The organism is Pseudonocardia sp. DSM 110487 (genome assembly GCF_019468565.1).
Lineage (GTDB): Bacteria > Actinomycetota > Actinomycetes > Mycobacteriales > Pseudonocardiaceae > Pseudonocardia.
The window spans coordinates 9,601,835-9,627,226 of record NZ_CP080521.1 but is presented as its reverse complement, the minus strand read 5'-3'; the positions used below and the strand labels follow the sequence as shown (position 1 = coordinate 9,627,226).

The following is a 25,392-nucleotide window of genomic DNA, read 5'->3' as shown; positions in this document are numbered from 1 at the left end:
TATCCGCTGCGCTGTCGTGAGCGGTTGTCACGAACGCCGTCTGCTCCTGCCGGACATGCGGCGCGTCGGAACATCCTTCTCGACGTCGCTGCTGGTCGGCGGTGGCGGATCGGGCGCAGTCGGCACCTGGCGGTCGCGGTGGCGGATCATCCGGCCGACGAGCACGCCGACGACCGTGGCGACGGCCAGCCATGCCGCCGCCACCACGATGATCCAGCCGAGTGTGCTGATGACCGCTCCCTGGTCGCGGGCGCCGCCAGTGTCCTACCTGCCCCGAGCTCCTGCACAGCGAGGACACCGGGACGGGTGAGAGAAATACGTGGACTGTGCCCTTTCAGCTCACATCGGGCACGGCGGGGCCGAGCAGGTCGTCGGCATCGACGATCCGGTAGGCGTAACCCTGCTCCGCGAGGAACCGCTGCCGGTGCGCCGCGTAGTCGGTGTCGAGGGTGTCGCGCGAGACCACCGAGTAGAAGTGCGCCTGCCTGCCGTCGGCCTTGGGCCGAAGGAGCCTGCCGAGCCGCTGTGCCTCCTCCTGCCGCGACCCGAACGTGCCGGACACCTGGATGGCGACGCTCGCCTCCGGCAGGTCGATGGAGAAGTTGGCCACCTTGCTCACCACCAGTACCGGCAGCTCGCCACGGCGGAAGGAGTCGTACAGTGCCTCTCGCTCGCGGTTCTTCGTCGAGCCCTGGATCACGGGGGCGTCGAGCGTCTGCCCCAGCTCCTCCAGCTGCTCCAGGTATGCCCCGATGACCAGCGCGGGCTCACCGGGGTGGCGCTCGAGGATGCCCTTCACGACGGCGATCTTCGTGTGTGCCGTCGACGCGACCCGGTAGCGCTCATCGGCCTCGGCGACCGCGTAGCCCATCCGCTCGTTGTCGGTGAGCGTCACGCGGACCTCGGTGCACTCGGCAGGGGCGATCCAGCCCTGCTGCTCGATGTCGCGCCATGGCGCGTCGTAGCGCTTCGGCCCGATGAGGGAGAAGACGTCGCCCTCGCGCCCGTCCTCGCGGACGAGGGTGGCGGTGAGGCCGAGCCGGCGCCGCGACTGCAGGTCGGCCGTCATCCGGAAGACGGGCGCCGGCAGCAGGTGCACCTCGTCGTAGACGATCAGGCCCCAGTCACGGGAGTCGAACAGGTCGAGGTGCTTGTACTCGCCCTTGCTCTTGCGCGTCATCACCTGGTAGGTCGCGATCGTGACCGGGCGGATCTCCTTGCGCTCGCCGGAGTACTCGCCGATCTCGTCCTCGGTGAGGCTGGTGCGCGCCACGAGCTCGCGCTTCCACTGCCGGCCCGCGACCGTGTTCGTCACCAGGATCAGCGTGGTGGCCTGCGCCTGCGCCATCGCCGCCGCGCCGACGAGCGTCTTGCCCGCCCCGCACGGCAGCACGACAACGCCGGAGCCACCCGCCCAGAAGCCCTCGACGGCCTCGCGCTGGTAGCCGCGCAGCGACCAGCCGTCCTCGGCGAGGGCGATCGGGTGCGCCTCCCCGTCGACGTAGCCCGCGAGATCCTCGGCGGGCCAGCCGATCTTGAGCAGCGCCTGCTTGAGGTGGCCGCGCTCCGAGGGGTGCACGGTGACTGTGTCGTCGTCGACGCGGGGGCCGAGCAGCGGAGCGATCTTCTTCTGGCGGAGCACCTCCTCCAGAACGGCGCGGTCGAGCGCGACCATCACCAGCCCGTGGACCGGGGAGTTGGTGAGCTGCAGGCGCCCGTAGCGGCCCATGGTGTCGACGACGTCGACGAGCAGCGGCTGCGGAACCGCGTACCGCGAGTAGCGGACGAGCGCGTCGACCACCTGCTCGGCGTCGTGGCCCGCGGCGCGGGCGTTCCAGAGCGCCAGCGGCGTGACCCGGTAGGTGTGGACGTGCTCCGGCGCGCGCTCGAGCTCGGCGAAGGGGGCGATCGCGATGCGTGCGGCCGGGGCGTCGGGGTGGTCAACCTCGAGCAACAACGTCTTGTCGGACTGGACGATGAGCGGCCCATCGGTCATGATCGGTGGTACTCCTTGCGGCGAATGGTGCCCCGAGAGACGCTACACAGCGTGTTTCGTAGGTCCATTCGGGGGAACGAATCGGCTATGGCCGACCTCGACGGATGGGGGCCCTCTGAGCTCGGGCTATACTTCCTGAGCTCTGTCCGAGAGCGCACGTGCGCCACCCCGATCGTACCGGGTCCGGGAGGTCAACGCCCTTCCCCAGAGGGCGCGTGTCGGGTCGGAGCGCGCACGATGCGAGCCGGGACACCCGACCGGTTCGCCCCCGACCGAAGGCGCGACGGATCGTCCCGATGCTCATGCCCCCCGGGCGCCACGCCCGAACACGGCCACCCACCGCCCACAGGCCACAGCTCGTCCGGCCCACACTCGCGGAGAGTGGTGTACACGTGCCAGAGTGCGGCCGATCGTCGCCGGCAATCCTCAGGGGGACGTTGACGTGACCAGCACCGAGACCAGGCAGTCCTGGTCCGAGCGGCTGAACCCGCGCAACTGGACGCTGACCGTCAAGCTGGTGGTCGTCGGGATCGTTCCCGCGCTGCTCGCTCTGGCGCTCGGTGTCCTGCGCGTCTCCGACCAGGCGGGGGCGGCGGCCGAGCTCGGACAGAGCACCCAACTGCTCGAAGTGCAGGAGCGGGTCGCTCGCGCCGCCGACTCCCTGCGCCAGGAGCGGGACGAGGCGACGCTCTACGTTGCAGGCGGGCGCGAGGGCGACAACGGCGTCCTCGAGATCGGCTTCAACAAGAGCGAGGGCGAGACGGAGGAGATGCTCGCCGCGCTGGAGAGCACCGACGGTCTCGAGCCCACCAGCCTCTCCGCCCTTGCCCAGGCCAAGGGGCAGATCAGCCAGCTGCAGACCCTGCGCGCCGACGTCACGGACAACCCCAGCATCGGCTCCGCGCAGATCCTCGACCGCTACACCGAGGTGGTCGCGAGCCTCGACGTCCTCGACCGCGCGCTGCTGCGCGAGGTGCGCACCCCGGGCACCGCCGGCCTCGCCGACGCGCTCAACGCGGTCAACGCCGCCGCCGAGCAGCTCGCCGTGCAGCACACGATCCTCGGCGCCGGCATCCGCGCGGGCAACCTGCCGCCCGCCGACGCCACCGAGGTGGCCACCGACTCCGAGCTCGATGGGGCACTCGGCGCCTACCAGGCCGCGCTCACGCCCGAGGAGCTCGCCCGCTTCGGCAACTTCCTCGACGACGCCGCCAACGCCCAGCGCGAGCGGCTCGAGGCGATCATCGTCGCCACTCCGCCGAACCAGCCGATCGCGCTGCCGGCATACGAGTGGGACACCGCCTACAACGGCTCCCGCGCCGCCGTCGACCGCTCGGGCGACCTGCTGCGCAACCAGCTGGTGGCGGAGAGCGTCGCGTCCGAGGAACAGGCCAGCAACCTCGCCGGGGTCAACGCCGTGGTCCTGATGCTGGGCCTGCTGGCCGGCATCGCGGTCGCCGTGCTCCTCGCCCGGGCCCTGATCCGGTCGCTGCGGATCCTGCGCTCCTCGGCCCTCGACGTCGCCGAGCGGCGGCTCCCGGAGGCCGTCGAGCGCATGCGCGCGGGACACACCCCGGACGTCACCGTCGACCCGGTGCCTCTCGTCGGGCGCGACGAGGTCGGCCAGGTGGCCCGCGCGTTCGACGCGGTGCATGGGCAGGCGGTCCGCCTCGCGGCCGAGCAGGCAGCCCTGCAGGCGGGGGTCAGCGCGATGTTCGTCAACCTCTCCCGCCGCAGCCAGGCGCTCGTCGAGCGCCAGCTGCAGCTGATCGAGCAGCTGGAGAGCAACGAGCAGGACGCCGACCAGCTGTCCAACCTCTTCCAGCTCGACCACCTCGCCACCCGTATGCGCCGCAACAGCGAGAACCTGCTGGTCCTGGCGGGCACCGACCTCGCCAAGCGCAACATCGCGCCGGTGCCGATGGTCGACGTGCTGCGGGCCGCGGTGTCGGAGGTCGAGTCCTACCAGCGGATCGTCGTGCAGACCCCGCCCACCGCCACCGTCGCCGGGCGCGCGGCCTCCGACGTCGTGCACCTGCTCGCCGAGCTGCTGGACAACGCCACCAACTTCTCCCCGCCCGACTCGCAGGTGGTCATGAGCACCGCTCGTGCCAGCGACGGGTCGATCGTGGTCGAGATCGCCGACCGGGGTGTCGGCATGGCCGAGCACGAGTTGGCCGACGCCAACCAGCGCCTCGGCGGGCCGGCGTCGGTCGACGTGTCGGCGTCGCGGCGCATGGGTCTGTTCGTGGTCGGTCGACTCGCAGTCCGCCACGGCATCGGCGTCCGCCTGACCTCCTCGTCGGGTGGCCAGGGCTCAGGTCTCACCGCCTCGGTCACCGTTCCCGCACACCTCATCCCGTCCATCGAGCCGGTCGAGGTGAGCCGCACCGCGAGCCTCCCGCTGGTCACGGGCACCGGGGGCTCCCGTCCCGCGGTACCGCCGCAGCGCGGCGTCAACGGCACCGCGCGCAGCGGCGGCCTGTCCGCGCTGATCGCCGGTACCGACGGCACCGCCAACCCCACCGGCGTCTTCGACTCGCCGGTCGGCGGCGACGGGCAGCTGTTCACCCCGCCTCCCGGTCCGGCCAGCCCTCCGCCGCCCGCCCTGCCCAGCAGGCGACCGGGCTCGACCCTCCGTCCCGGCGGTCCGCCCACGCCGCCCGAGGATGGCGACCGCTCCGAGCGTGGCGGTGCCGACGAGGAGCAGGCCCGCGAGGTCGCCGCGCAGGCCCGTCGCGACCAGGAGGCCGCTGCGCGCGCCGCGGCCGCGCGAGCCGAGGAGGCCGCCGCCGCGCAGCCCGAGCAGCGCAGTGAGGTCCGCAACGGCCACGCCGCCGGGTTCACCGGCTCGGATCAGCAGGGCTCGGATCAGCAGGGCATGGACTGGTCGGCCACCGGCGCCGAGCGTGACCCGCAGGCCGGGAAGCCGGTCAACGGGCAAGTCACGCCGCCCACCACGTCCGGCCTCCCGCGGCGCACGCCCGGCAGGCCCGCGGCTCAGCCGCAGCCGGCGGCGGAGCAGAACTCGTCGCAGGCATCGCAGCCGGCGCAGCAGCAGCCGGCCGCCGAGGCAGGACCGGCACAGCCGCCTGCCGCCGAGCCGCCTGCCCCTCGGTCCCGGCCGGCGCCGTCGCGCCGGCAGGCCGGGCCAGACCCGTGGGCGGCGGCCGAGTGGGGTGCGCCGTCGCACGGGGACCAGGAAAAGGCGGAGCAGCCGCCCGTGCGCGAGCGGCGCACCGGCGACGCGGCCGCCGCGGTGTCCCCGCCCACGATGCCGATGCCGGCGGTGCGCCGCGCGCCCGCGGAGCCGCAGCAGCCTGCGCCGCAGCAGCCGGAGGATCAGCCCACGGAGTCGCGGCAGGCGGCAGCACAGGAGCAGACGGCCCAGGAGGCGTTCCAGCCGTCCGCGCACGAGGAGCCCGCGCCGCAGCAGCCGGACGTCGAGCAGCGCACGGCACAGGCGGCGACTCCACAGCCGGCGCCACGGCCGACACCGCGTCCGACACCACGGCCGTTCGCCCAGGCCGGCCCGGCGCCGGCCCAGGAGCAGGCCGCGGCCGCCGCGCGGCAGGAGCCGTCGGGCCCGGACGGCGACACGCTGTTCGCGCCGAGCGTGCCGGTCATCTCCGAGCCCGCCGGTCGTGGCATCGGTAGCCGCCCCTCGGGTAGCGGGTTCGACCTCGGGGAGACCACACCGATCTTCGAGGAGATCGCCTCGGCATGGTTCCGCTCGAACCGGCAGATCCCGGTCGACTACGAGCAGCAGAACGGCGCCTCCAAGCCGGAGGCGGTGCCGAGCACACCGCCGCCCGCCCCGCCGGCCGCGCCGCCGCAGCCCGCCCCCCGGCCTGCGCCGTCCCCGCGGCCCACCCGGGCACCGGTCCCGGCACCGCCGCCCACGGCGGAGGTTCCGATCACTCCGGCGCCCGAGCCGCAACCAGAGCTGCAACCGCAGGCGCAAGCTCGGCCGGAGCGGCGGGAGCGGCGGGAGCGGCCGGAGCCGCAGGCGGTGCCGGAGCCGCAGGCGGTGCCGGAGTCGTCCGAGCAGGAGTTCGCGAGCATGGCCGACGAGGGCTGGCGCGCCGCCAGCGGCGCGGTGACGGAGCGTGAGGACGAGCTCACGCCGGCCGGGCTGCCGAAACGTCGGCCACGTGCGCGACTGGTGCCCGGCAGTGCAGGATCTTCCGTACTGGCACCGCCAGCAGGTTCCACGCGAAGCGCGGAGAGCATCCGTGGCCGTCTCGCGAGCTACCAGCAGGGCGTCCGCCAGGGCCGCGAGAGCAGGGTGCGCGGCGCTCAGGAACACAACGGTGGTACGGGTCCCGCCAACGCGGGTGGTAATCACGACGAGGAGTCCTCATGACGGTGCCACAGGTCCAGCCGAGCCGGTTCGGATGGCTGGTCACGAACTTCGCGGAGCGAGTGCCCGGCGTGGCCCACGCCATCGTCGTGTCCGCAGACGGTCTGCTGCTCACCGCATCCGACCGGCTCCCGCGCGACCGCGCCGACCAGCTCGCCGCGGTGGCATCGGGTCTGATCAGCCTCACCCAGGGTGCGGCGCGCTGCTTCGACGCAGGCGGTGTCGTCCAGACGGTCGTCGAGATGGATCGCGGCATCGTGCTCCTGATGTCGATCAGCGACGGTTCCTGCCTCGCGGTGCTGGCGTCACCGAGCTGTGACATCGGCCTGATCGGATACGAGATGACGCTGTTGGTCGACCGGGTCGGTCAGCTGCTCACGCCCGAGCTGCGCGCCGAACTGCAGGGCACGTTCGGCGGCCGCTGAGCCGTCACCCCCGGGTCAACCACTTGTCGCAGCCACCGATCGGCAGGAAGCAGGTGAATGTTCTTGTGAGCGAGCTTGCGAGCGAACCATTGTCACTGCGCCTGCGCGCTGCGTCGGTTCAGGATGGGCTGGCCGAGCTTCGGGGGATGGCAGCCGGCGGAGCTGGCGGGGTGGGTATGCACAGAGAGGTCATGCCATGAGCTCCGGTCCCGACGACGAGCGCCGGCAACCTTCGGAGCCGACGTTCGCAGACGTCATGAACGGCTTCAGCTTCGACGCCGGTCGTTCTTCGCGGCGCCGGCGGTGGGGTCGCAGGCGCGGTGCGGACGTCGAGACGCCCGAGGGCGCCATCGCCGACACGTCCGCGCCCATGTCCGCGCCACCGCCCGCACCGCCGCCGCCGGGCCTGCCGCCGCAGACCGCGCCGATCGACCTGCGCGGTGTACCCGCCGACCAGGGTGGGCTGGAGTCCGGGGCCTCGGCCGTCCGGCCGTACGCGTGGACCCGCGGACGCACGAAGTCCGGACTCGACCTGGCCATCGAGGCGCTCGTCTCGACCAGCCAGCGCGCCAAGGACCAGATGGGCCTGCTGCAGGTGGAACACCGGGCCGTCGCCGAGCTCTGCGAGCAGACGCGATCGGTCGCCGAGGTCGCGGCCCTCCTGTCGATCCCGCTCGGCGTGGCCCGGGTGGTGCTGGGCGACATGGTCGGGCTCAACCTGGTGACCGTGCACCAGACCGCGACCAGTGCCGGCAACGAGCCGGATCTCGCACTGATGGAAAGGGTGTTGAGTGGACTCCGTCGGCTCTAGTTACCCCGGCCGGCCCCCGGCGATCGCCACCGCGGCCACGATCTCCGCCAAGATCGTGGTGGCGGGCGGGTTCGGTGTCGGCAAGACGACGTTCGTCGGCTCCGTGTCCGAGATCATGCCGCTCACCACCGAAGCCGTGATGACCGAGGCCAGTGCCGGCGTGGACGACCTCGCTGCCACACCGAACAAGCAGACCACCACGGTGGCGATGGACTTCGGTCGCGTGTCGCTCGACGCCGATCTGATCCTGTACCTGTTCGGCACCCCTGGTCAGCACCGCTTCTGGTTCATGTGGGACGACCTGGTGCGCGGGGCGATCGGCGCGGTCGTGCTGGTGGACACCCGCCGGCTCGCCGACTCGTTCGCGGCCATCGACTTCTTCGAGGACCGAGGGCTTCCGTACATCGTCGGGCTGAACTGCTTCGACGGGCTGCTCCAGCACCGTATCGAGGACGTGCGGGAAGCCATGTCGATCGACAACAACATCCCGATCATCAGCTGCGACGCGCGCAACCGCCAGTCCACGAAGCAGACGCTGATCGCGCTGGTGGAGCACGCCATGCACCACCGGATGACCGCCGGGGCGCGCTGACGGCAAGGCGGCATGATCGATCCGAGTCAAAGGGAAACGCCCTGTAGAGGGCGCTGAGCCGCACCTCGGAACGATCAAGCGGGGAGGCTGGCGGCCGTGATGCGGCGCTCAGCCGTCTTCCACCAGCGCGATGCTGGTGATCCGGTGTAGCGGCACGCGGTGCACGTCACCGCTGACCGTGTCGCGGCCCTCCACCACCCCACCGCCGACGGAACGCGGCGCCAGCACGCGCTCGCTCGCAACACCGTGGGCGTCGACGAACCCGATCCAGACGCTCCGGTGGGCCGCGGCGGCCGAGCGGAGCATGTCCAGCGTGGATCCATTGGTGGTGACCGCGGCAGCGCCCCGTCGGGCACCGGCCATCGCGTCGCCCCCTCGCATGCGAGAAACCAGGGCGCCAAGCTGCTCGGCGTCGGGTTGGGGCGGGCCGCTGCGGGCCGTCGCGCGGCGACGGGGGGACGTGCGGCGCCCGCGATCGGTCAGGTCGAGCACGGCCCCGCCGGTGTCCTCGGCCGCCGGGCTGAAGCCGGCAGCGCGCAGCCCGTCCAGCAGCTCGACGAGCGGCAGCGAGGAGACGAGCACGGTCGGGGCGATGCGCCGCAGCTCGAGGGCGGCGGTGCCGGGGTGGGCGAGTACCTCGGCGACGAGCACCTCGTCGTCCGAGCGCATGAACGAGGCCGCCACGCCGCCGCGGAGCTGCCCGTGGCGGCGCGCCACGTCATCGACGAGATAGGTGAGGCCTTGCGGCACGGGCGTGGCCGACCGCTTGGCGAACAGCTCGTGCAGGTCGGCAGCCGAGCGTCCGGCGTCGAGTGCCCTGCGGATCGTGGCCTCGGTGAAGCGGTACACGGTGGCGCCACCCGCCGACTCGACGTCGGCCATCAGGTCCAGCTCGCGCGCCAGCGCGGTCTCCAGTGGCCCAGGGGCGACGGCGGTGAGGTCGGCCTGCAGGAGGACGTGGTCGACCGGCTCGGGCAGCGTGACGCGCAGGGCGGCCACGATGCGGTCCGGGTCGGTGAGCAGCGCGCGTCCCGGCCCGGTGATGGCGTCGAGGGCGACGACCCCCAGCACCGTGGCCTCGGCGAGCACCCATGTGACGAGCTCGTCCCGCAGCCGGCCACCGCGGCGCGGGGCGCGCCAGGCGAGCAGGTCGGCGAGCGCTGCGGCCGACGCGGGCGCGGTGCCGGGCGGCAGCTCCGCGAGGCCGGCCAGCACCCGGCGGCGGTCGCGGGGCGCGAGCGGGCGGCGAACGCTGTCGGAGAGCGCGGAGATCGGGCGGCCCGCGTCGTCCTTGCGGCCGATGAGGCCGGGGAGCCGGGGCAGGTCGAGCCAGGTGCGCGCGATCGCGGACCAGCGGATCTCCGGCCCGCCCGCCGCCCACACGTCCGCGGTGGTGGTGGGTACCCAGTCGGGAGCGACCCCGTCGCTCTCGCCCACGAGGTCGGCCCCGAGGGCGAGCTCGACGAGCAGTGCCGCTGTGGTCTCGTCGGTGTCCATCTCCCGTGCGGCCCTGCGCAGCTCGCGCACGCCGAGGCCGCCGGAACGCAGCACGGGCGGCGCCGTGTGGGCCCAGAAGGCGATGAGCAGGTCGAGGCGGCGCAGCACCTCGAGTGCCGCGCCGCCGGCCGTGCGGTCGACGATGTCGGCGCGCCGGTTCACCGCGCCGATGTCCGGCGGCGCGACCGGGACCTGGCCCATCGGCCGGTCCCCGCGCAGCGCGAGGCCCACCTGGCGGGGCAGCTCGACGGTCTCGGAGTCGACGCGCAGCAGGAGCCCGCGCGCGAGCAGCCGGCCGACCGGGCTGTCCGGGTCGGCGCCCGAACGGCTGCGCCCGATCGGCGGGCCCGCAGCCAGTGCGTCGAGGACGCGCCGTTCCTCGGGGGTGACGGCGGCGAGTAGTTCCGGCAGCGCGGACGACCCGGCCGGGCCGGTCGCCGGTCGGCCGAGGCCGCCGGGGTGCCGTGGCACCACCTCGCGAGCGGCCGGCACGAGCGAGAGCGCGTCGTCGGGGCCCCAGAGCAGGGCGCGGGCGCGCAGGGCGTCGATCGCCGTGCCGAGGGCGTCGGCGGGCAGATCAGGCCCGAGGAGCCGGGCGAGCTCGGTGGCGGGGACGGGCGCGTTGTCGGCGTCGGCGACGACGGCGGCCTCCAACACGGCCAGCGTGACGCTGTCGAGGTCGTCGCAGGCGCGGTGCACGGAGGCACGGACGCCGGCCCGGGTGGCGAGCACGACGAGGTCCGCCGGCGGCGGCACCGACAGGTCGGGGCGCAGCCGCAACAGCGTGGCGAGCATCTCGTCGTCCTGGGCGCGCAACCAGTCGACCAACGGCACGGGCATCGCTTCCACGGTAGTCCGCGACGGCTCGGCGATCGGTACGGGATACTGCTGATGACCACCGAGAACGAGGAGGACCCTGTGGCCGAGCGTTCCCGCCGGATCGACCCGACGTGGCCGGACCTTCCCGACGGCGAGCACCCCGTCAGCGAGCTCGCCAGCCCGGTGCAGGGCTCGCTCTCCCCGTTCGGGGACGTGGAGTTCCCGCTCGACGAGGTGCCCTACGTCCACCCGAAGACGGAGATCAACCGATAGCCGCTACCGATCCCGCCGGACTGCTGCTCGCCGCGGGCGCGGGCCGGCGAATGGGCCGGCCCAAGGCCCTGGTGCGGCTCGACGGCGAGCCGCTCGTCCGGCGAGCCGTTCAGGTGCTCGCCGACGGCGGCTGCACGCCGCTCGTGGTCGTCGTCGGTGCGGCCGCCGACGAGGTCGAGCCACTGTTGCCGACCGGAGTCCGGGCGGTCGTGGCCGAGGGCTGGGAAGAGGGAATGGGCGCGTCCCTGCGCGCCGGGCTCGCCGCTCTCGAAGGGCTGGACCCGGTGCCCGACGCCGCGCTCGTGCACCTCGTGGACCTCCCCGGCGTCACGGCGGCGGCCGTGGCCCGCCTCGCGGCGCACGCATCCACCGATGCACTGGCCCGCGCCGCGTACGACGGCCACCCGGCCCACCCGGTGCTGCTCGGGCGGGCTCACTGGTCCCGCGTCCGAGACGCGGCCACGGGCGACGCGGGCGCCCGCACTTACCTGTCGGGTCATCCGGACCTGATGCTGATCGAATGCGGCGACCTGGCGGTGCCCGACGACGTGGACACCCCGGAGCAGTTGGCACGTGCCGCACAACGACTTCCGCGCCCGTACATCAACTGACGTCGATGTACGGGCGCGGAAGTCGGCGTGCGTCCGTCAGAGGGTGAGGCGCTGGCCCACCTTGAGGGAGTCCGGGTCGCCCTTCAGCGCTGGGTTCTTCTCGACGAGCGACTTCCAGCCGCCCGCGACGTTGTTGGTGCTCGCGATCCGGCCGAGGGTGTCGCCGCGCTTGACGATGTAGTCGCCACTCGTCGTGGTCTCCTGGGCGGCCAGGCGCACCTGCTCGCCGGAGCCGGAGTTGCGGGCCGGCGCGTCGCGCTGCGTGGACGACTCGCCGCGGACGCCCGTCTTGCGCGAGCAGGACGGCCATGCGTTCCAGCCCTGCTTGGCGAGCACTCGCTCGGCGACGACGATCTGCTCCTCACGGCTGGCCTTGTAGGCGACCGGGGCGAACTCCTTGCCGCCGAAGCCGGCCCACGTCCTCGGCGTGAACTGCAGGCCGCCGTGGAATCCGTTGCCGGTGTTGATGTCCCACCTGTTGCCGCTCTCGCACTGGGCGAGCTTGTCCCACGCCGAGTCGGGGGCGGCGTTGGCAGGGGCTGCGACGAGCAACGGGGCGCCTGCGACGGCGCCTGCGACGGCGGTGCGGGCGAGGGTCCGACCGGTCCTGCTCGGGGCACGGTGACGGCCGCGGTAGCGCGCCATGGGGCAACTCCACGCGCTGCGCATCCGGACGACGGCCGCCGGGGAGCTGGCGGCGCGGCCTGTTCGGCCGCGGTCCGTACCTGTCCAACGCTTCGTTGGGGGTGGGGGCCGGGATCGCTGGACAGGGGAGCGCTGCGATTCCCGGGGTCCGTACGGATCTGGGGCATCCGGCCGAACCGTGAAGGGACGTTACGTCCGGTTCAGCCGATCGGGAACCCCCACCGCGACCACCGGCAGCGTGGGTGCGGTGAGTGAACAACGCCTGAACACGCGCTCTGCGCAGCTCAGCGGCGACGTCCGGGTCAACGGCCACGATATTTTCAGGTTGCTAACTAGTGGCGTAGATCACGTTTCGAGCGGGTCCCGGCCCGGTCACGGACGAGGTCGTAGGGTTCCCCCGTGGACCTGACCCACGTCGACGCCGCAGGCGCGGCCCGCATGGTCGACGTCACCGGCAAGGAGGCCACCGCGCGTACCGCCGTGGCCACTGGACGGCTGCGCACCACCGCCGAGGTGGTCGACCTGCTGCGCCGCGACGGGCTGCCCAAGGGTGACGCGCTCGCCACGGCCCGGATCGCCGGGATCATGGGCGCCAAGCGCACGCCCGACCTCGTGCCGCTGTGCCACCCCATCGCGCTGAGCGGGGTGGTGGTCGACCTCGAGGCCGATGGTGACGAGGTCCGGATCCGGGCCACCGTGCGCACCACCGACCGCACGGGTGTGGAGATGGAGGCGCTCACCGCGGTCGCGGTCGCCGGGCTCACCCTGCACGACATGGTCAAGGCCGTCGATCCGGCCGCCGTCCTCGACGCGGTGCGCGTCGAGCGCAAGGAGGGCGGCAAGACCGGCACCTGGACCCGCCCGGAGGACCGCTCGTGACGCCGGAGCGCCGGGCCCGTGTGGTCACGGCGTCGAACCGGGCGGCAGCGGGCGTCTACGCCGACCGCGGTGGCCCGATCATCGTCGAGTGGCTGCGCGAACACGGGTACACCACCCCGGATCCCACCGTGGTGCCGGACGGCGAGCCCGTCGGTGAGGCGCTGCGTGCCGCGGTTGCCGACGGCGTCGACGTCGTGATCACGACCGGTGGCACCGGCATCTCGCCGACCGACGCCACCCCGGAGGTCACCCGGGCGGTGCTCGACTACGAGGTGCCCGGGCTGGCCGACGCGATCCGGGCGGCTGGCGCCCCGGCCGTTCCGACCGCTGTGCTGTCGCGCGGCCTCACCGGCGTCGCGGGGCGCACACTGGTCGTGAACCTGCCCGGATCGACAGGTGGAGTTCGGGACGGTCTGGCCGTGCTGGCCGGTGTCCTCGACCACGCCGTCGACCAGCTGCGAGGAGGGGACCACCGATGACCGGAACCCGGACCGGCGCCGCCGTGCTGCGCGCCGAGGTCGGCGAGGCCCCGCTCGACGTCGCGGAGCACGCCGCGCTCGTGGACGAGGCCGCCGCGGGCGCGGTCGTCACGTTCGCCGGCGTGGTGCGCGACCACGACGGCGGGCGTGCCGTGCGCGGTCTCGAGTACAGCGCCCACCCGACCGCGGCGAAGGTCGTGGCCCAGGTCGCCGCGGACGTCGCGGCCCGTGCCGTTGGGGTGCGGGCGATCGCGGTGAGCCACCGGATCGGTCCGCTGGTGATCGGCGACGTGGCGCTGGCCTGCGCCGTCGCCGCCGATCACCGCAAGGAGGCCTTCACGGCCTGTGCCGAGCTGGTGGACGAGGTCAAGCGACTGCTGCCCGTCTGGAAACACCAGCTGTTCGCCGACGGCACCGACGAGTGGGTCGGGTCCGCCTGATCGGCGAACGATCAGTCGCGGCCCCCCAGGCCGAGCTTCTTCGAGCAGGACGGCCAGGCCTTCCAGCCCTGGTTCGCGAGGACGCGCTCCGCGACCCTGATCTGCTCACCCTTGCTGGCCTGGTGCGCCATGCCCTTGCCGCCGTGAGCGCGCCAGGTGCGGTGGCTGAACTGCAGGCCGCCGTAGTAGCCGTTTCCAGTGTTGATCTTCCAGTTACCGCCGCTCTCGCACTTCGCGAGCTTGTCCCAGGTCGAGGCCGGGGCCGCGTTCGCGGTCCCGGCGACGGCGATGGGGGCGACGACCGCAACTGCACCGACGATGGCCAGTCGCGCAAGCTTTCGGCCCAGGCGGGAATCCGGTCGTGAAGTCATTTCGGTGTCTCCTGATCGCACGATCGAGCGAACATGCTCGTCAGCGGGCTGTTCGGAGCCCGCTGATCACGTTCTGGCGATCATGAAAGGCGCGGGGGTCAAGGCCTTCATGAATGCCGTACTCGACCCAGTCCCGTCTTCTGCTCGACGGACCGGAACCGCGGGACTGGGCGTCGTGCGACGGTTCCGGATGCATTTCGATCGAACCTTCCGGCGCGACCGGACGTTGACGCTACGAGGGCAATCCCGCGAATCGTCAAACTTCGCGGACGTGAGCAACGTCACGTTAACGTATCGGTTGACTTGACGGTGAGCGGATACTCCCAGGTCAGGAGTAGTCTGATCACGTTTTGATCACGGGCAATCTTTTAGCTCCAAACCGGAAGTATTAGCGATTGCGTCACGTTTCAAAGCAACGCAGCGTGATCGGCCGGTGACGCAGCGGGCATGACCGGCCTCACCAGTAGTGGCTGGCCGGCTTCCGGTCCGTCATGCTGGAGCCGTGACAGAACGCCCCTCGAATGCCGCGGGCTCTCCCGCGGAGCTGGCGGCGGCCCTGCGGTCCACCGGCTACCTCGCCGACGACGGACTCGCCACGGCCGCGTTCCTCGCCATGCAGATGAATCGTCCGTTGTTCTGCGAGGGGGAACCGGGCACGGGCAAGACCGCGCTGGCGCAGGCGCTCGCCCAGGTGCAGGGCGCCGAGCTGATCCGGTTGCAGTGCCACGACGGCATCGACGCGTCCCAGGCGCTCTACGACTGGGACTTCCCCCGGCAGCTGCTGCACCTGCGCGCCCTCGAGGCCGCGGCCTCCGCCACCGGGGAGACCCTCGACGCCGACGCGGTCGAGGCCTCTCTCTACGACCCCCGCTTCCTGCTCGCCCGCCCCATCCTGCGCGCCTTGCAGACGAGCCCGAGCGTGCTGCTGATCGACGAGGTCGACCGCGCCGACGACGAGTTCGAGGCCTTCCTCCTCGAGGTGCTCACCGAACACGCCGTCTCGATCCCGGAGATCGGTGAGATCAGGGCGAAGGAGCCGCCACTCGTCGTCCTCACCTCCAACCGCACGCGCGAGGTGCACGACGCGCTCAAGCGGCGCTGCCTCTACCTCTGGCTGGACCACCCGGACCTGCAGCGTGAGATCCAGATCCTGCACTCGCGGCTGCCAGGCGTCCCCGAGCGGCTCGCCGCCCAAGTGGCGGGCGCGGTGCGGAAGCTGCGGCAGTCGGACCTGCTCAAGCCACCCGGCGTCGCCGAGACGATCGACTGGGCGCGGGCGCTGCAGCTGGTCGGCGCCCGGCACCTCGACGTCGACACCGCCGCCGCCACGCTCGGCGCCGTCCTCAAGTACCGCGAGGACGCCGACCGCATCCGCCACCAGCTGGACACGCTCCTCGCGTCCTGAGGATGGCACCGACGCTCACACCCCAGACCACGGACCCGCTCCCCGGGCTCGTGGGGTTCACGGTCGTGCTCCGCAACGCCGGGCTCGCCATCACCACCGACCGGGTGGCGGCCTTCCTCTCGGCGCTCGACGCGCTCGACGTGACCGATCGGACGCAGACGTACTGGGCCGGCCGGCTCACCCTCTGCTCAGACCCCGACGACCTGCCGCGCTACGACCAGGCGTTCGCAAGCTGGTTCGAGCCGGCCCATGGCGGCCGCACCCAGGTGCGGGACGAGCGGCCACCCCCGCCCCCGCGGCTGGCCGCGCTCACGCCGGAGGACGCCGAGGGCGATGAGGAGGGTTCGGACTCCCGGCAGATCCACGCGCGCGCCAGCGGCACCGAGATCCTCCGCAACCGCGACCTCGGCGAGCTCACCCCCGTCGAGCGCGAGCACCTGCGCCGGCTGATGGCGCTACTCCGCCCCGAGCTGCCGACCCGCCTGTCGCGCCGGCTGCGCCCGTCCAAGCACGGGGACACCGACCCGGGCCGGACCCTGCGAGCCGCCCTGCGCAACCACGGTGAGCTGCGCGAGCTGCGCAGGCGCGACCGCTCCCGGCGGGCCCGCAAGGTCGTGCTGCTGATCGATGTCTCCGGTTCGATGGAGCCCTACGCCGACTCGCTGCTGCGCTTCGCACACGTCGTGGTCCGCCGCGCCCCCGCTGCGGTGGAGGCGTTCACCCTCGGCACGCGGCTCACCCGCGTCACCCGCGAGCTGCGGATGCGCGACCCCGAGCGGGCGCTCGGCGCCGCCGCGAAGGCGATCCCGGACTGGTCGGGCGGCACCCGGCTGGGCGAGGTACTGCGCGCCTTCGTCGACCGGTGGGGCCAGCGCGGCGCGGCGCGGCGGGCCGTGATCGTCGTGTTCTCCGACGGCTGGGAGCGCGGCGAGACCGACGTGCTGCGCGAACAGATGAGCAGGCTGCGCCGGCTGGCCCACCGCGTGGTGTGGGTGAACCCGCATGTCGGGAAGGACGGCTACGCGCCCGTGCAGGGTGGAATAGTCGCAGCCCTGCCGTTCTTGGACGACTTGTTGGCCGGCCACAGCCTGGCCACCCTGGAACGACTGCTCGAGGTGATACAAGATGCGTGATGTCGTGGATCAGCTCGAGGGCTGGTGGAAGAACGGGCAGACCGCGGCCCTCGCCACCGTCGTCGGGACCTACAGCTCCGCACCGCGGCAGCCCGGCGCGTCGATGCTCGTCGGACCCGGCGGCGAGGCCGTCGGTAGCGTCTCCGGCGGGTGCGTCGAGGGCGCGGTGTACGAGCTCGGCCAGCAGGTGCTCGGCGACGGGCGGCCGGTGCTGCAGCGCTACGGGGTGTCCGACGACGACGCGTTCGCGGTCGGCCTCACCTGCGGCGGGATCATCGACATCTTCGTCGAGAAGATCGACCGCACCACGTACGACCAGCTCGGCACCGTGGCCGACGCGATCCGCTCCGGCTCGCCGGTGGCCGTCGCCACCGTCGTCGCCGGGCCGGCCGAGCGACTCGGCAAGCGGCTCGTGATCTGGCCGGACCGCTCCGAGGGCGGCACCGGCTCCGACCGCCTCGACGACGCCGTCCGCGACGACGCCCGCGGCCTGCTCGACGCGGGCCGAAACGCGATGCTGCACTACGGCGTCGACGGCCAGCGCCGCGGCGAGGGCCTCGACGTGTTCGTCGAGTCGTTCGCCCCGCCACCCCGCATGATCGTGTTCGGGGCCATCGACTTCGCCGCCGCCGTCGCCAAGATCGGCAGCTTCCTCGGCTTCCGGGTCACCGTGTGCGACGCCCGTCCGGTGTTCGCAACCGCCTCCCGGTTCCCGGGCGCCAACGAGGTGGTCGTCGAGTGGCCGCACCGCTATCTCAAGGCAGAGGCGGAGGCGGGCCGGATCGACGGGCGCACTGCGCTGTGCGTGCTCACCCACGACCCGAAGTTCGACGTCCCGCTGCTGGAGGTCGCGCTGCGGCTGCCCGAGGTGGGCTATATCGGGGCGATGGGCTCGCGCCGCACCCACGACGACCGCATCGAGCGGCTCCGCGAGGCAGGGGTGACCGACGAGGAGATCGCGCGCATGTCCTCCCCGATCGGTCTCGACCTCGGCGCCCGCACCCCGGAGGAGACGGCCGTCTCGATCGCCGCCGAGATGATCGCCTTGCACTGGGGCGGCGCGGGTGCCCGGCTAGCCGAACGCGAAGGCCCGATCCACACCAGCTGAGGCTCGCGAGGGCCGAAGGCTCCTCGCTCGCGAGTCGCGGTCTGGGTGTAGGCGAGTCGCGGTCTGCGTGCGCGGGTGTCGCGGAACACCGGCGTCCGGATTGGCGTTCTCCTCGTGCACGCAAGACGTGCAACGCTGTAATCGCGAGGAGGTCGTCATGGACGAGCTCGACTCCTACTCCCGCACCGTCAGCGCGGTGGCGGCCGAGCTCACGGGGCGCGTCGCCGCCGTACGCACCGGCCGCGGCAGCGGGTCGGCGGTGGTGGTGCCGGGCGACGGGATCCTCGTCACGAACGCCCACGTCGTCGGCGAGGCGCGCTCGGGCCGAGCCGATTTCGTCGACGGCACCCAGGTCGGCGTCGCCGTGGTCGGCACCGATCCGCTCTCCGACCTGGCGGTCCTTCGGGCCGATCGCCCGGGCGACCTGCCGCCGCCCGTCCGGCTGGGCGACGCCGACGGGCTCGTCGTGGGCCAGCTCGTGGTGGCGGTCGGCAACCCGCTGGGGCTCGCGGGCTCGGTGACCGCCGGCGTCGTCAGCGCGCTCGGCAGGGCGCTGCCCACCCGCAGCGGTCGCGCGGGCCGGGTGGTCGAGGACGTGATCCAGACCGACGCCGCGCTCAACCCGGGCAACTCAGGGGGCGCGCTGGCCGACTCGCGCGCCAGAGTCGTGGGCATCAACACCGCGGTGGCCGGGATCGGGCTCGGACTCGCGGTCCCGGTCAACGCCAACACGCGCCGGATCGTGGAGACGCTGCTCGCCGATGGCCGGGTGCGGCGGGCCTACCTCGGCGTGGTCGGGACCCCCGCACCGGTGCCGGCGTCGGTCGCGGAGAAGTACGGGCGCAAGAACGGGCTGCGGCTCGCGGAGGTGATCGGTGGGAGCCCCGCGGCGCGGGCCGGGCTGCGGGCGGGGGACCTCGTGCTCGACGTCGGCCGCAGGCCGGTGCAGGACGCCCAGGGCATCCAGCGCCAGCTGTTCGGCGAGGCGATCGGCGTGCCGCTCCCGGTGACGGTGCTGCGCAACGGCGCGATGGTCGACGTCGTCGCGGTGCCGACGGAGCTGGGCTGAGGTCGGTACCGTCGCCGGCGTGACGAGCGCCGTGCGGGAGGTCTGGGACAAGGAGGCCGATCGCTTCGACGAGCATCCCGATCACGGCCTGTCGGACGCGCGCGTCCGCACGGCGTGGAGCGCGCTGCTGCTGGACGCGCTCCCGGAGCCACCGGCGCGGGCTCTCGACGCCGGCTGCGGCACCGGGTCGGTGGCCGCCCTCCTGGCGGAGCTCGGCTTCACCGTGCAGGGCATCGACCTTTCTCCTCGGATGCTCGAGCAGGCGGCCGCGAAGGCCCGGCGCCTCGGCGTCGAGGTCGCTCTCATCGAAGGCGATGTGAGCGATCCGCCGGTCGCGGGACCGTTCGACGTGGTGCTGTCGCGGCACGTCCTCTGGGCCTTGCCTGACGTGCCCGCCGTCCTGGGCCGCTGGACGCGCCTGCTCGCGCCGGGTGGTCGGCTGGTGCTCGTCGAAGGGCGCTGGCACACGGGCGCCGGCTGGCGAGCTGACGACCTCCTGCCGATCGTCCGGGGCGGGACCAGCACCGCCGAGCTGCGCCACCTCCCGGATCCGGCGCTGTGGGGATTCCCCATCCAGGACGAGCGCTACCTGATCATTGCGACTGCCTGATGCGGTGACCACCTACGTTCGCAGGCCCGATGGGAACGGCATTCTGTCCAGGGGGAGCGAACGGCGTTATTGCGCACTTGGTGCCGCGGGGCCGTCGGTGCCCGTCCGTACCGTGCCGATCATGCCGGATCCTCACGATCAGCCCGGTCCTTCGGGTGGAACGGTCGCGCAGCCACACGACGCGCTGTTCCGGTTCGTGTTCGGCAAGCCCGTGCACGCGGCCTCGGAACTCCGCGCGGTCCTGCCTGCGGCGCTCGCCGAGCGGCTGGACCTGGCAGGCCTGCGCCTGGTCAACGGCAGCTTCGTCGACGAAGAGCTGACGAACCGGCACTGCGACGTGCTCATGCGCACCACGCTCGACGGTCGGGACGCCTACGTCTACGTCCTGATCGAGCACCAGAGCAGCGCGGACCCGATGATGCCGCTGCGGATGCTGCGCTACGTGATGCGGATCTGGGAGCGCCACCTGGAGCAGCACCCGAAGGCAAGGCGGCTGCCGATGATCGTGCCGCTGGTGGTCTACCAGGGCTCCCGGCGGTGGGCCCACCCGGTCGAGCTGAGCGAACTGCTGGACCTGGACCCGGAGACGGCCCGGCTGGCGGGCGCCTTCCTGCCGCGGTTCCGGTTCCTGCTCGACGACCTCACGACGCTGGACAAGACAGCGCTGCGCGCACGCCCGGTCAGCACGCCGGTCCGGCTGACCGTGCGCTTGCTGCGGATCGTCCCCACCCACGCCAGCGACGCCGTTGCCGCCATCGACCCCGACGACATCGACGACCTGCGGGACCTACTGCGCTACCCCGACTGGCGCGAGCTGATAACGGCCTTGCTGAAGTACATTCAAGCTGCCAGCGAGACACCACCCCACCGGCTCGCTTGGCTGGCGGCGCAGATCGGTCCCGAGGCCGAGGAGGTTTACATGACCACCGCAGACATACTCCGGGCCGAGGGAGAGGCCAAAGGCCGGGCCGAGGGAGAGGCCAAGGGCCGGGTCGAGCATGCGGCACGCATGCTCGTGCGGCTGCTTACTCGTAGGTTCGGTGCTGTGCCCGAGGACGCGCACGCGCGGATCGATGCCGCCTCGCTTGAACAGCTCGACATCTGGTCGGAACGGGTGCTCGATGCCGCCGCGCTGGAGGACGTGTTCCGCTGACGTTCTCGCGGATCCAGAGGAGGTCAGCGCACCTGCCCGTGCTCCCACGCCCATGCGGCGATCTCGACGCGGTTGCGGGCGGAGAGCTTGGTCTGGATGTTCGTGAGGTGCGTCTTCACGGTCGAGAGCGAGACGAAGAGCTCGGCCGCGATCTCCGCGTTGGTGCGACCGCGGGCCACGGCGCGGACGACTTCCAGCTCGCGCGGTGAGAGCGGGTCGGGTAGCTGAGGCGTCCGTGTGACCGGGCGGGCGGCCAGGTGTTCGAGCAGCCGCACCGTGACCGACGGCGAGACGAGCGCGTCGCCCGCCGCCGCGGCCCGCACGGCTTCGACGAGCAGCCGCGGGCCCGCGTCCTTGAGCAGGAAGCCGCACGCGCCCGCGCGCAGCGCGCCGTAGACGTACTCGTCGAGGTCGAAGGTCGTGACGACGACGATGCGCGGCGGCTCCGGGTCGGCGGTCAGCGCGCGGGTGGCCTCCAGGCCGTCGAGCTGGGGCATCCGGATGTCCATCAGCACGACGTCGGGGCGCAGCTCGCGCGAACGGGTGACGGCGTCCACGCCGTTGCCGGCCTCGCCGACCACCTCGACGCCCGGCTCGGCGGAAAGGATCAGCCGGAATCCGGTGCGCACCATCTCCTGGTCGTCGGCGAGCAGCACTCGGATCATCGGGCACCTCGCAGCGGGAGACGTACCGAAACCGTCCAGATTCCGGGACCGGTCGGGCCGGCGGCGAACACGCCGTCCAGCGCGGCCACCCGCTCGCCCATGCCTACAAGACCGAACCCGCCTCCCACTCGCCCACTCACCGGGGCAGGGGGGACGCCGTCGTTGCGCACCGACACCAGCAGGGCCTCCTCGCGGATCCGGATGTCCACCTCGACGGACGCGACGTGTGGCGCGTGCCTGCGGACGTTGGTGAGAGCTTCCTGCACCACCCGGTAGCCGGTGGCGGCCACCCCCGGGGGCAGCACGGCGTGTTCCAGCCCGGGATCGGTGGTGAGCCGCACCAGGCGGGCATCGGGATCGAACCGGTGTACGAGCGTGCGCACCTCGGCCAGCTCCGCACCGGGTGTCCGCGCGCCCTCGGCGTCCTGCCCGCGCAGGACGCCGACCATCCGCCGCATCGCGGTGAGCGCGTCGGTGCCGGCGTGCTCGATGGCGGAGAGCGCGCGGTCGACGTCGTCGGGGGAGGTGCGAGCCACGACGGCCGCGGCCTGCGCCGCGACGACGATGCCGGTGACGTGGTGTGCCACGACGTCGTGCAACTCGCGGGCGAGTTCCATCCGCTCGGCGGACCGGATGTCCTCGACGGCCGCCCGCCTGCGCGTGTCGATCTCGCGCAGTACCAGTCCGATCGCTACCGCACCGCCCCAGCCGAGCGCCGACATGACGCTGAGGACGCTGGCGGGCGAGTCGGTCATCCGCATGATCGGCGAGCCGACGATCGCCACCGCCGCTGCCACGGTGAGCACGAGCGCGGGCCGCAGCGGGCAGCGGTGCAGCACGGTCACGACGACGACGGCGAGCGCGAGCTGCTCGGTGAAGGCGAGGGCCGACACCGGTCCGGGGACTCCCAGCAGCGCGGCAACATGCGCCGTCGAGAACAGCGAGATCAGGATCGACAGCCCGATGGCGGTCGCAGCCGTGGGTACCAGCCGGACGTCCGCCCGCCTGCGCAGCAGCACGACGAGCGGCACGCTCACGACGGCCACCAGGGTGCCGAACGGGCCGCTGTCGACCACCATGATGAGGTCGATGAGCAGCCAGAACCCGTAGGCGGCCAGCTCGGCGACCAGCCCGGCGTGCCGCCGGATCCAGCGGAGCAGGCGGATCACGGAACGAGCCTATGTGCGGGGTCGCCGATCCCCCTCGGCCGGAAGTACGAGCCACCCGTGCGGGGTTCCGCCCTGCGGCCGAGGCGGAGGCGCATGCCGCCCGGCGATCGTGTGGGCATGGCGCAGATGATCGTGGCGTTCGTCGGCACGGCGGCGTGGGTGGGCGGTGTGCTCATCCTCGTCGTGATGGCCGTGCTCCCGTTGCTGGAGCACCTCGCCGACGCGGACGGCCGGTGATCGGGGGCGGCCCGCCGGTACTGCGGGGCATCCGGCTCGCGCACCGCTTCGGTGCGGCGCCGGTGCTGCAGGGCGCGGACATCGTGGTGCACCGCGGCGAGGCGGTGGCCGTCACCGGGCCGTCCGGATCCGGCAAGTCAACGCTCCTGCACTGCCTCGCGGGCATCCTGCGCCCGGACGACGGGGAGGTGTGGGTGGGCGCCGACCGGATCGACGACTGGTCCGAGGCGCGCCGCACGGCTCTGCGCGGGTCACGGCTGGGCTTCGTGTTCCAGTTCGGGCAGCTGCTGCCGGAGCTGCCTGCCGTCGAGAACGTGGCGCTGCCGCTGATGCTCGCCGGCGTGCGCCGCGGCGCGGCGGTCGCGCGGGCCGCGGCCTGGTTCCCCGCGCTCGGCCTCGACGGGCTCGAGCAGCGTAGGCCGGGGCAGCTGTCCGGTGGCCAGGAGCAGCGGGTGGCGATCGCCCGTGCGCTCGTGACGGAACCGGAGGTCGTGTTCGCCGACGAGCCGACGGGCGCGCTCGACACCCACACCGGCCGCAGGCTGATCGACCTGCTCACCGGGATCGCCGCTCGCACCGGAACCGGCCTTGTGGTCGTCACCCACGACGCCGACGTCGCCGCCCGGTGCCACCGTGTGATCATCTTGCGCGACGGGCGCACCGATCCGGCGGCCGTTCCCGCAGCCGTGACCGGCGGGTCCCGGTGATCGTCCTCTCCATACGACTGCTGCGGCTCGGTGGCCGCCGCGCCGTCGCGTCGGCCGCCCTGGTCGGGATCGGGATCACGATGGGCACGGCGCTGCTCGCGGTCGCGCTGGGTGCGGTGCACGGCTGGGACGCCCGGGAGGACCGCGCCGGGTGGCGCACGGGCGACATCGTGGCGGGAACGGGTGCGCCGGTAGCGCTGCTGCGGACGGACCTCGACGCGGCTGCGGGCCGGGTCGTGCACCGCGTGGACGTCGCGGCCGTGGCGCCAGGCGCCGTGCCCCGGGAAGGTGGGGTGCCGCCGGGGCTGCCCCGGATCCCCGCGCCCGGCGAGGTGTGGTTCTCACCGGCGCTCGCAGCGCTCGCCCGCGAGCTCCCGGCCGATGAGTTCGCCGCCCGTTTCCCGGCGCCGGCGGGGGTGATCGGGGACGCCGGGCTGATGGGGCCCGACGAGCTGGTCGCCGTCATCGGCCGCGCGCCGGCGGAGATTCCTGACGCCGTGCCCGTCTCCACCTTCGATGACCACGCCTCCGATCTGTTGACGATCTACCGCCAGCTCACGTACGTCGCGGTGGCGCTGCTCGTCTTCCCGGTGGCGAGCCTGCTCGGCGCGTCGGCCCGGTTGACCGCGGCGCGGCGCGCCGAGCGGCTGGCGACGCTGCGCCTGCTGGGCGCCTCCACCGGCCAGGTGACCGTTGCGGCGGTCGCCGAGGTCGCGCTGATCGCTGTCGGGGCCGCGGTGGCGGGCGTCGTGCTCCAGTGGGTGCTCGCACCCCTGCTCGCGGCCATCGACCTCGGCGGGAGCGAGTGGTTCGCGGCCGACCTGCGGCCCGGGCCGGCAGCGGTTGCCGGGATCGTGGCCGGTGTGGCCGTGCTCGCGACGCTGTCCGCGCTGGGCGGCATGCGCGAGGTCGTGATCGGGCCGCTCGGGGTCGCGCGCAGGCAGCGGCCGGGCTCGGCACGGCTCCTGCGGTTGCTCGGGCTCGCGGGCGGCGTGGTCGTGTTCGCGGCCGCGGACGGCGCGCGCCAGCTGGCGCCCGCGGCGATCGCCGGGCTCGTGTTCGGCGCGGGCGTCCTCGCGATGTTCGGCGCGGTGTCGCTGATCGGGCCGCTCGTCGTGCGTTTGCTCGGCTCCGGGATGGCGCGCTCGGCGCGCACCCCTGCCGGGTTGCTCGCCGGGCGCAGGTTGCTCGACGACCCGCGGGGCGCCTTCCGGCCGCTCGCGGGCGTCACGATGGCCGTGTTCGTCGCGGGCTTCCTCGCTCCGCTGACGGCGGCGGTTCCGGCCGCCGCGCACGGGGACGACAGCGCACTGCGCGTCGTGTCGTCGCGGCCGGTCGCCGATCTCGATGCGGCGGCCCGGGAGCGGCTCACCGAGCGCAGGCTCGCCGCCGACGTCGTGCTGACCGACGTCCGTGGGGAGCTGGGCCTCGCCGTCACTCCGGCCGCTCCCGCCGAGCGCGACGCAGTGCGCACGGCGCTCGCGTCGCTCGCGGACCGACCGGTGCTGACCGAGCGGGAGTCGGAGGCCGAGGGCGTGCAGCTCGTGGCCGATCTGAGGACGGGCGCGCTCGTCGTGCTCGCCGGGGCGTTCCTCGTCGCGGCGACCTCCACCGGGACCACGGCGGCCGCCCGCGTGCTGGACCATCGCCGCACCCTGCGACTGCTGCGGCTCGCCGGCACCCCGCTCGCCGTGCTCGACGCCGCCCGGCGCGCGGAGACGCTGCGCCCATTGCTCGTGCTCGGTGCCATCGCACTGGTGATGGGTCTGTTGTGCGCGTCCCCGTTCGCGGCCACGACGGGCGTGCTGGAGCCGTCCGGGCTCGCCGTGCTCGCTGCGATGCTCGCCGGAGGTGTCGGGGCAGTGGGCGCGGCATCGGCCGCGTCCCGGCCACTGCTACGCAGAGTGACAACCGACGGCGCGCGGGAAGACTGAG

Annotated in this window: 22 protein-coding genes and 1 pseudogene; 16 read left to right on the top strand and 7 right to left on the bottom strand. The window is 73.1% G+C overall.

What is annotated here, in order from left to right:
* Positions 1-27: 27 nt before the first annotated feature.
* Together K1T35_RS45010 and K1T35_RS45005 are read right to left on the bottom strand one after the other, a co-directional pair.
* On the bottom strand, positions 28-207 hold the full coding sequence (locus tag K1T35_RS45010; RefSeq protein WP_220257742.1) for a hypothetical protein: 180 nt from the start codon (positions 205-207) through the stop codon (positions 28-30).
* Positions 208-334: 127 nt separating this feature from the next.
* The gene (locus K1T35_RS45005) at positions 335-1,996 is read right to left on the bottom strand and encodes a DNA repair helicase XPB (protein WP_220257741.1); all 1,662 of its coding nucleotides are present in this window, start codon (positions 1,994-1,996) and stop codon (positions 335-337) included.
* Between the two features lie 442 nt (positions 1,997-2,438).
* On the opposite strand from K1T35_RS45005, the gene K1T35_RS45000 reads away from it, so the two are divergent.
* The 4 genes from K1T35_RS45000 to K1T35_RS44985 all read left to right on the top strand — a co-directional run bounded on the left by K1T35_RS45000 (position 2,439) and on the right by K1T35_RS44985 (position 8,187).
* Positions 2,439-6,362, top strand: a complete 3,924-nt coding sequence (locus K1T35_RS45000) for a nitrate- and nitrite sensing domain-containing protein (protein ID WP_220257740.1) — start codon at positions 2,439-2,441, stop codon at positions 6,360-6,362.
* Complete coding sequence (locus tag K1T35_RS44995; protein WP_220257739.1) at positions 6,359-6,784, top strand: roadblock/LC7 domain-containing protein; 426 nt, start codon at positions 6,359-6,361, stop codon at positions 6,782-6,784. Before K1T35_RS45000 ends, K1T35_RS44995 begins: the two co-directional genes overlap by 4 nt.
* Positions 6,785-6,980: 196 nt before the next feature.
* The gene (locus K1T35_RS44990; protein WP_220257738.1) at positions 6,981-7,595 is read left to right on the top strand and encodes a DUF742 domain-containing protein; all 615 of its coding nucleotides are present in this window, start codon (positions 6,981-6,983) and stop codon (positions 7,593-7,595) included.
* Positions 7,576-8,187 (top strand): ATP/GTP-binding protein, encoded by a 612-nt coding sequence (locus K1T35_RS44985; protein WP_220257737.1) that lies wholly within the window; start codon positions 7,576-7,578, stop codon positions 8,185-8,187. Before K1T35_RS44990 ends, K1T35_RS44985 begins: the two co-directional genes overlap by 20 nt.
* A gap of 108 nt (positions 8,188-8,295) precedes the next feature.
* On the opposite strand, the gene K1T35_RS44980 is transcribed toward K1T35_RS44985, so the two are convergent.
* Positions 8,296-10,524, bottom strand: coding sequence for a helicase-associated domain-containing protein (locus K1T35_RS44980; RefSeq protein WP_220257736.1), 2,229 nt, complete (start codon positions 10,522-10,524; stop codon positions 8,296-8,298).
* Positions 10,525-10,575: 51 nt separating this feature from the next.
* Here K1T35_RS44980 and K1T35_RS44975 point away from each other — a divergent pair, with 51 nt between their 5' ends.
* Both K1T35_RS44975 and K1T35_RS44970 read left to right on the top strand, forming a co-directional pair.
* On the top strand, positions 10,576-10,776 hold the full coding sequence (locus K1T35_RS44975; RefSeq protein ID WP_220257735.1) for a hypothetical protein: 201 nt from the start codon (positions 10,576-10,578) through the stop codon (positions 10,774-10,776).
* Positions 10,773-11,387, top strand: coding sequence for an NTP transferase domain-containing protein (locus tag K1T35_RS44970; RefSeq protein ID WP_255622781.1), 615 nt, complete (start codon positions 10,773-10,775; stop codon positions 11,385-11,387). Before K1T35_RS44975 ends, K1T35_RS44970 begins: the two co-directional genes overlap by 4 nt.
* A gap of 36 nt (positions 11,388-11,423) precedes the next feature.
* Here the strand turns inward: K1T35_RS44970 and K1T35_RS44965 are convergent, their stop codons facing one another.
* Positions 11,424-12,032 (bottom strand): transglycosylase family protein, encoded by a 609-nt coding sequence (locus K1T35_RS44965; protein ID WP_220257733.1) that lies wholly within the window; start codon positions 12,030-12,032, stop codon positions 11,424-11,426.
* 399 nt (positions 12,033-12,431) lie between these two features.
* On the opposite strand from K1T35_RS44965, the gene moaC reads away from it, so the two are divergent.
* A complete protein-coding gene (gene moaC, locus K1T35_RS44960) occupies positions 12,432-12,911 on the top strand; it encodes a cyclic pyranopterin monophosphate synthase MoaC (RefSeq protein ID WP_220257732.1) in 480 nt (159 codons plus the stop codon).
* A 20-nt stretch (positions 12,912-12,931) separates the two neighbouring features.
* Positions 12,932-13,830, top strand: a pseudogene (locus K1T35_RS49665) (molybdenum cofactor biosynthesis protein MoaE).
* A gap of 11 nt (positions 13,831-13,841) precedes the next feature.
* Here K1T35_RS49665 and K1T35_RS44945 read toward each other — a convergent pair.
* Entirely contained in the window at positions 13,842-14,201 is a 360-nt protein-coding gene (locus K1T35_RS44945) for a transglycosylase family protein (protein WP_220257730.1), read from the bottom strand.
* A 502-nt stretch (positions 14,202-14,703) separates the two neighbouring features.
* Between K1T35_RS44945 and K1T35_RS44940 the strand changes: the two genes are divergently transcribed.
* The 6 genes from K1T35_RS44940 to K1T35_RS44915 all read left to right on the top strand — a co-directional run bounded on the left by K1T35_RS44940 (position 14,704) and on the right by K1T35_RS44915 (position 20,679).
* Complete coding sequence (locus tag K1T35_RS44940; protein WP_220257729.1) at positions 14,704-15,606, top strand: MoxR family ATPase; 903 nt, start codon at positions 14,704-14,706, stop codon at positions 15,604-15,606.
* 2 nt (positions 15,607-15,608) lie between these two features.
* Positions 15,609-16,739: a VWA domain-containing protein gene (locus tag K1T35_RS44935; protein ID WP_220257728.1), complete on the top strand. Its 1,131-nt coding sequence runs from the start codon at positions 15,609-15,611 to the stop codon at positions 16,737-16,739.
* Positions 16,732-17,847: an XdhC family protein gene (locus K1T35_RS44930; protein WP_220257727.1), complete on the top strand. Its 1,116-nt coding sequence runs from the start codon at positions 16,732-16,734 to the stop codon at positions 17,845-17,847. The genes K1T35_RS44935 and K1T35_RS44930 overlap by 8 nt, the downstream gene beginning before the upstream one ends.
* A gap of 157 nt (positions 17,848-18,004) precedes the next feature.
* A complete protein-coding gene (locus K1T35_RS44925) occupies positions 18,005-18,916 on the top strand; it encodes a S1C family serine protease (RefSeq protein ID WP_220257726.1) in 912 nt (303 codons plus the stop codon).
* Positions 18,917-18,935: 19 nt separating this feature from the next.
* Entirely contained in the window at positions 18,936-19,526 is a 591-nt protein-coding gene (locus K1T35_RS44920) for a class I SAM-dependent methyltransferase (RefSeq protein WP_220257725.1), read from the top strand.
* Positions 19,527-19,647: 121 nt separating this feature from the next.
* The gene (locus K1T35_RS44915; RefSeq protein ID WP_220257724.1) at positions 19,648-20,679 is read left to right on the top strand and encodes an Rpn family recombination-promoting nuclease/putative transposase; all 1,032 of its coding nucleotides are present in this window, start codon (positions 19,648-19,650) and stop codon (positions 20,677-20,679) included.
* Between the two features lie 23 nt (positions 20,680-20,702).
* On the opposite strand, the gene K1T35_RS44910 is transcribed toward K1T35_RS44915, so the two are convergent.
* Positions 20,703-21,344 carry a response regulator transcription factor gene (locus K1T35_RS44910; protein WP_220257723.1) on the bottom strand — a complete coding sequence of 214 codons (642 nt, stop codon included), beginning with the start codon at positions 21,342-21,344 and terminating at the stop codon, positions 20,703-20,705.
* Positions 21,341-22,513 carry a sensor histidine kinase gene (locus K1T35_RS44905; RefSeq protein ID WP_220257722.1) on the bottom strand — a complete coding sequence of 391 codons (1,173 nt, stop codon included), beginning with the start codon at positions 22,511-22,513 and terminating at the stop codon, positions 21,341-21,343. Before K1T35_RS44905 ends, K1T35_RS44910 begins: the two co-directional genes overlap by 4 nt.
* A 233-nt stretch (positions 22,514-22,746) precedes the next feature.
* Here K1T35_RS44905 and K1T35_RS44900 point away from each other — a divergent pair, with 233 nt between their 5' ends.
* Positions 22,747-23,457, top strand: coding sequence for an ABC transporter ATP-binding protein (locus tag K1T35_RS44900; protein ID WP_255621359.1), 711 nt, complete (start codon positions 22,747-22,749; stop codon positions 23,455-23,457).
* A complete protein-coding gene (locus K1T35_RS44895) occupies positions 23,454-25,391 on the top strand; it encodes an FtsX-like permease family protein (protein WP_220257720.1) in 1,938 nt (645 codons plus the stop codon). Before K1T35_RS44900 ends, K1T35_RS44895 begins: the two co-directional genes overlap by 4 nt.
* Position 25,392: the final 1 nt, after the last annotated feature.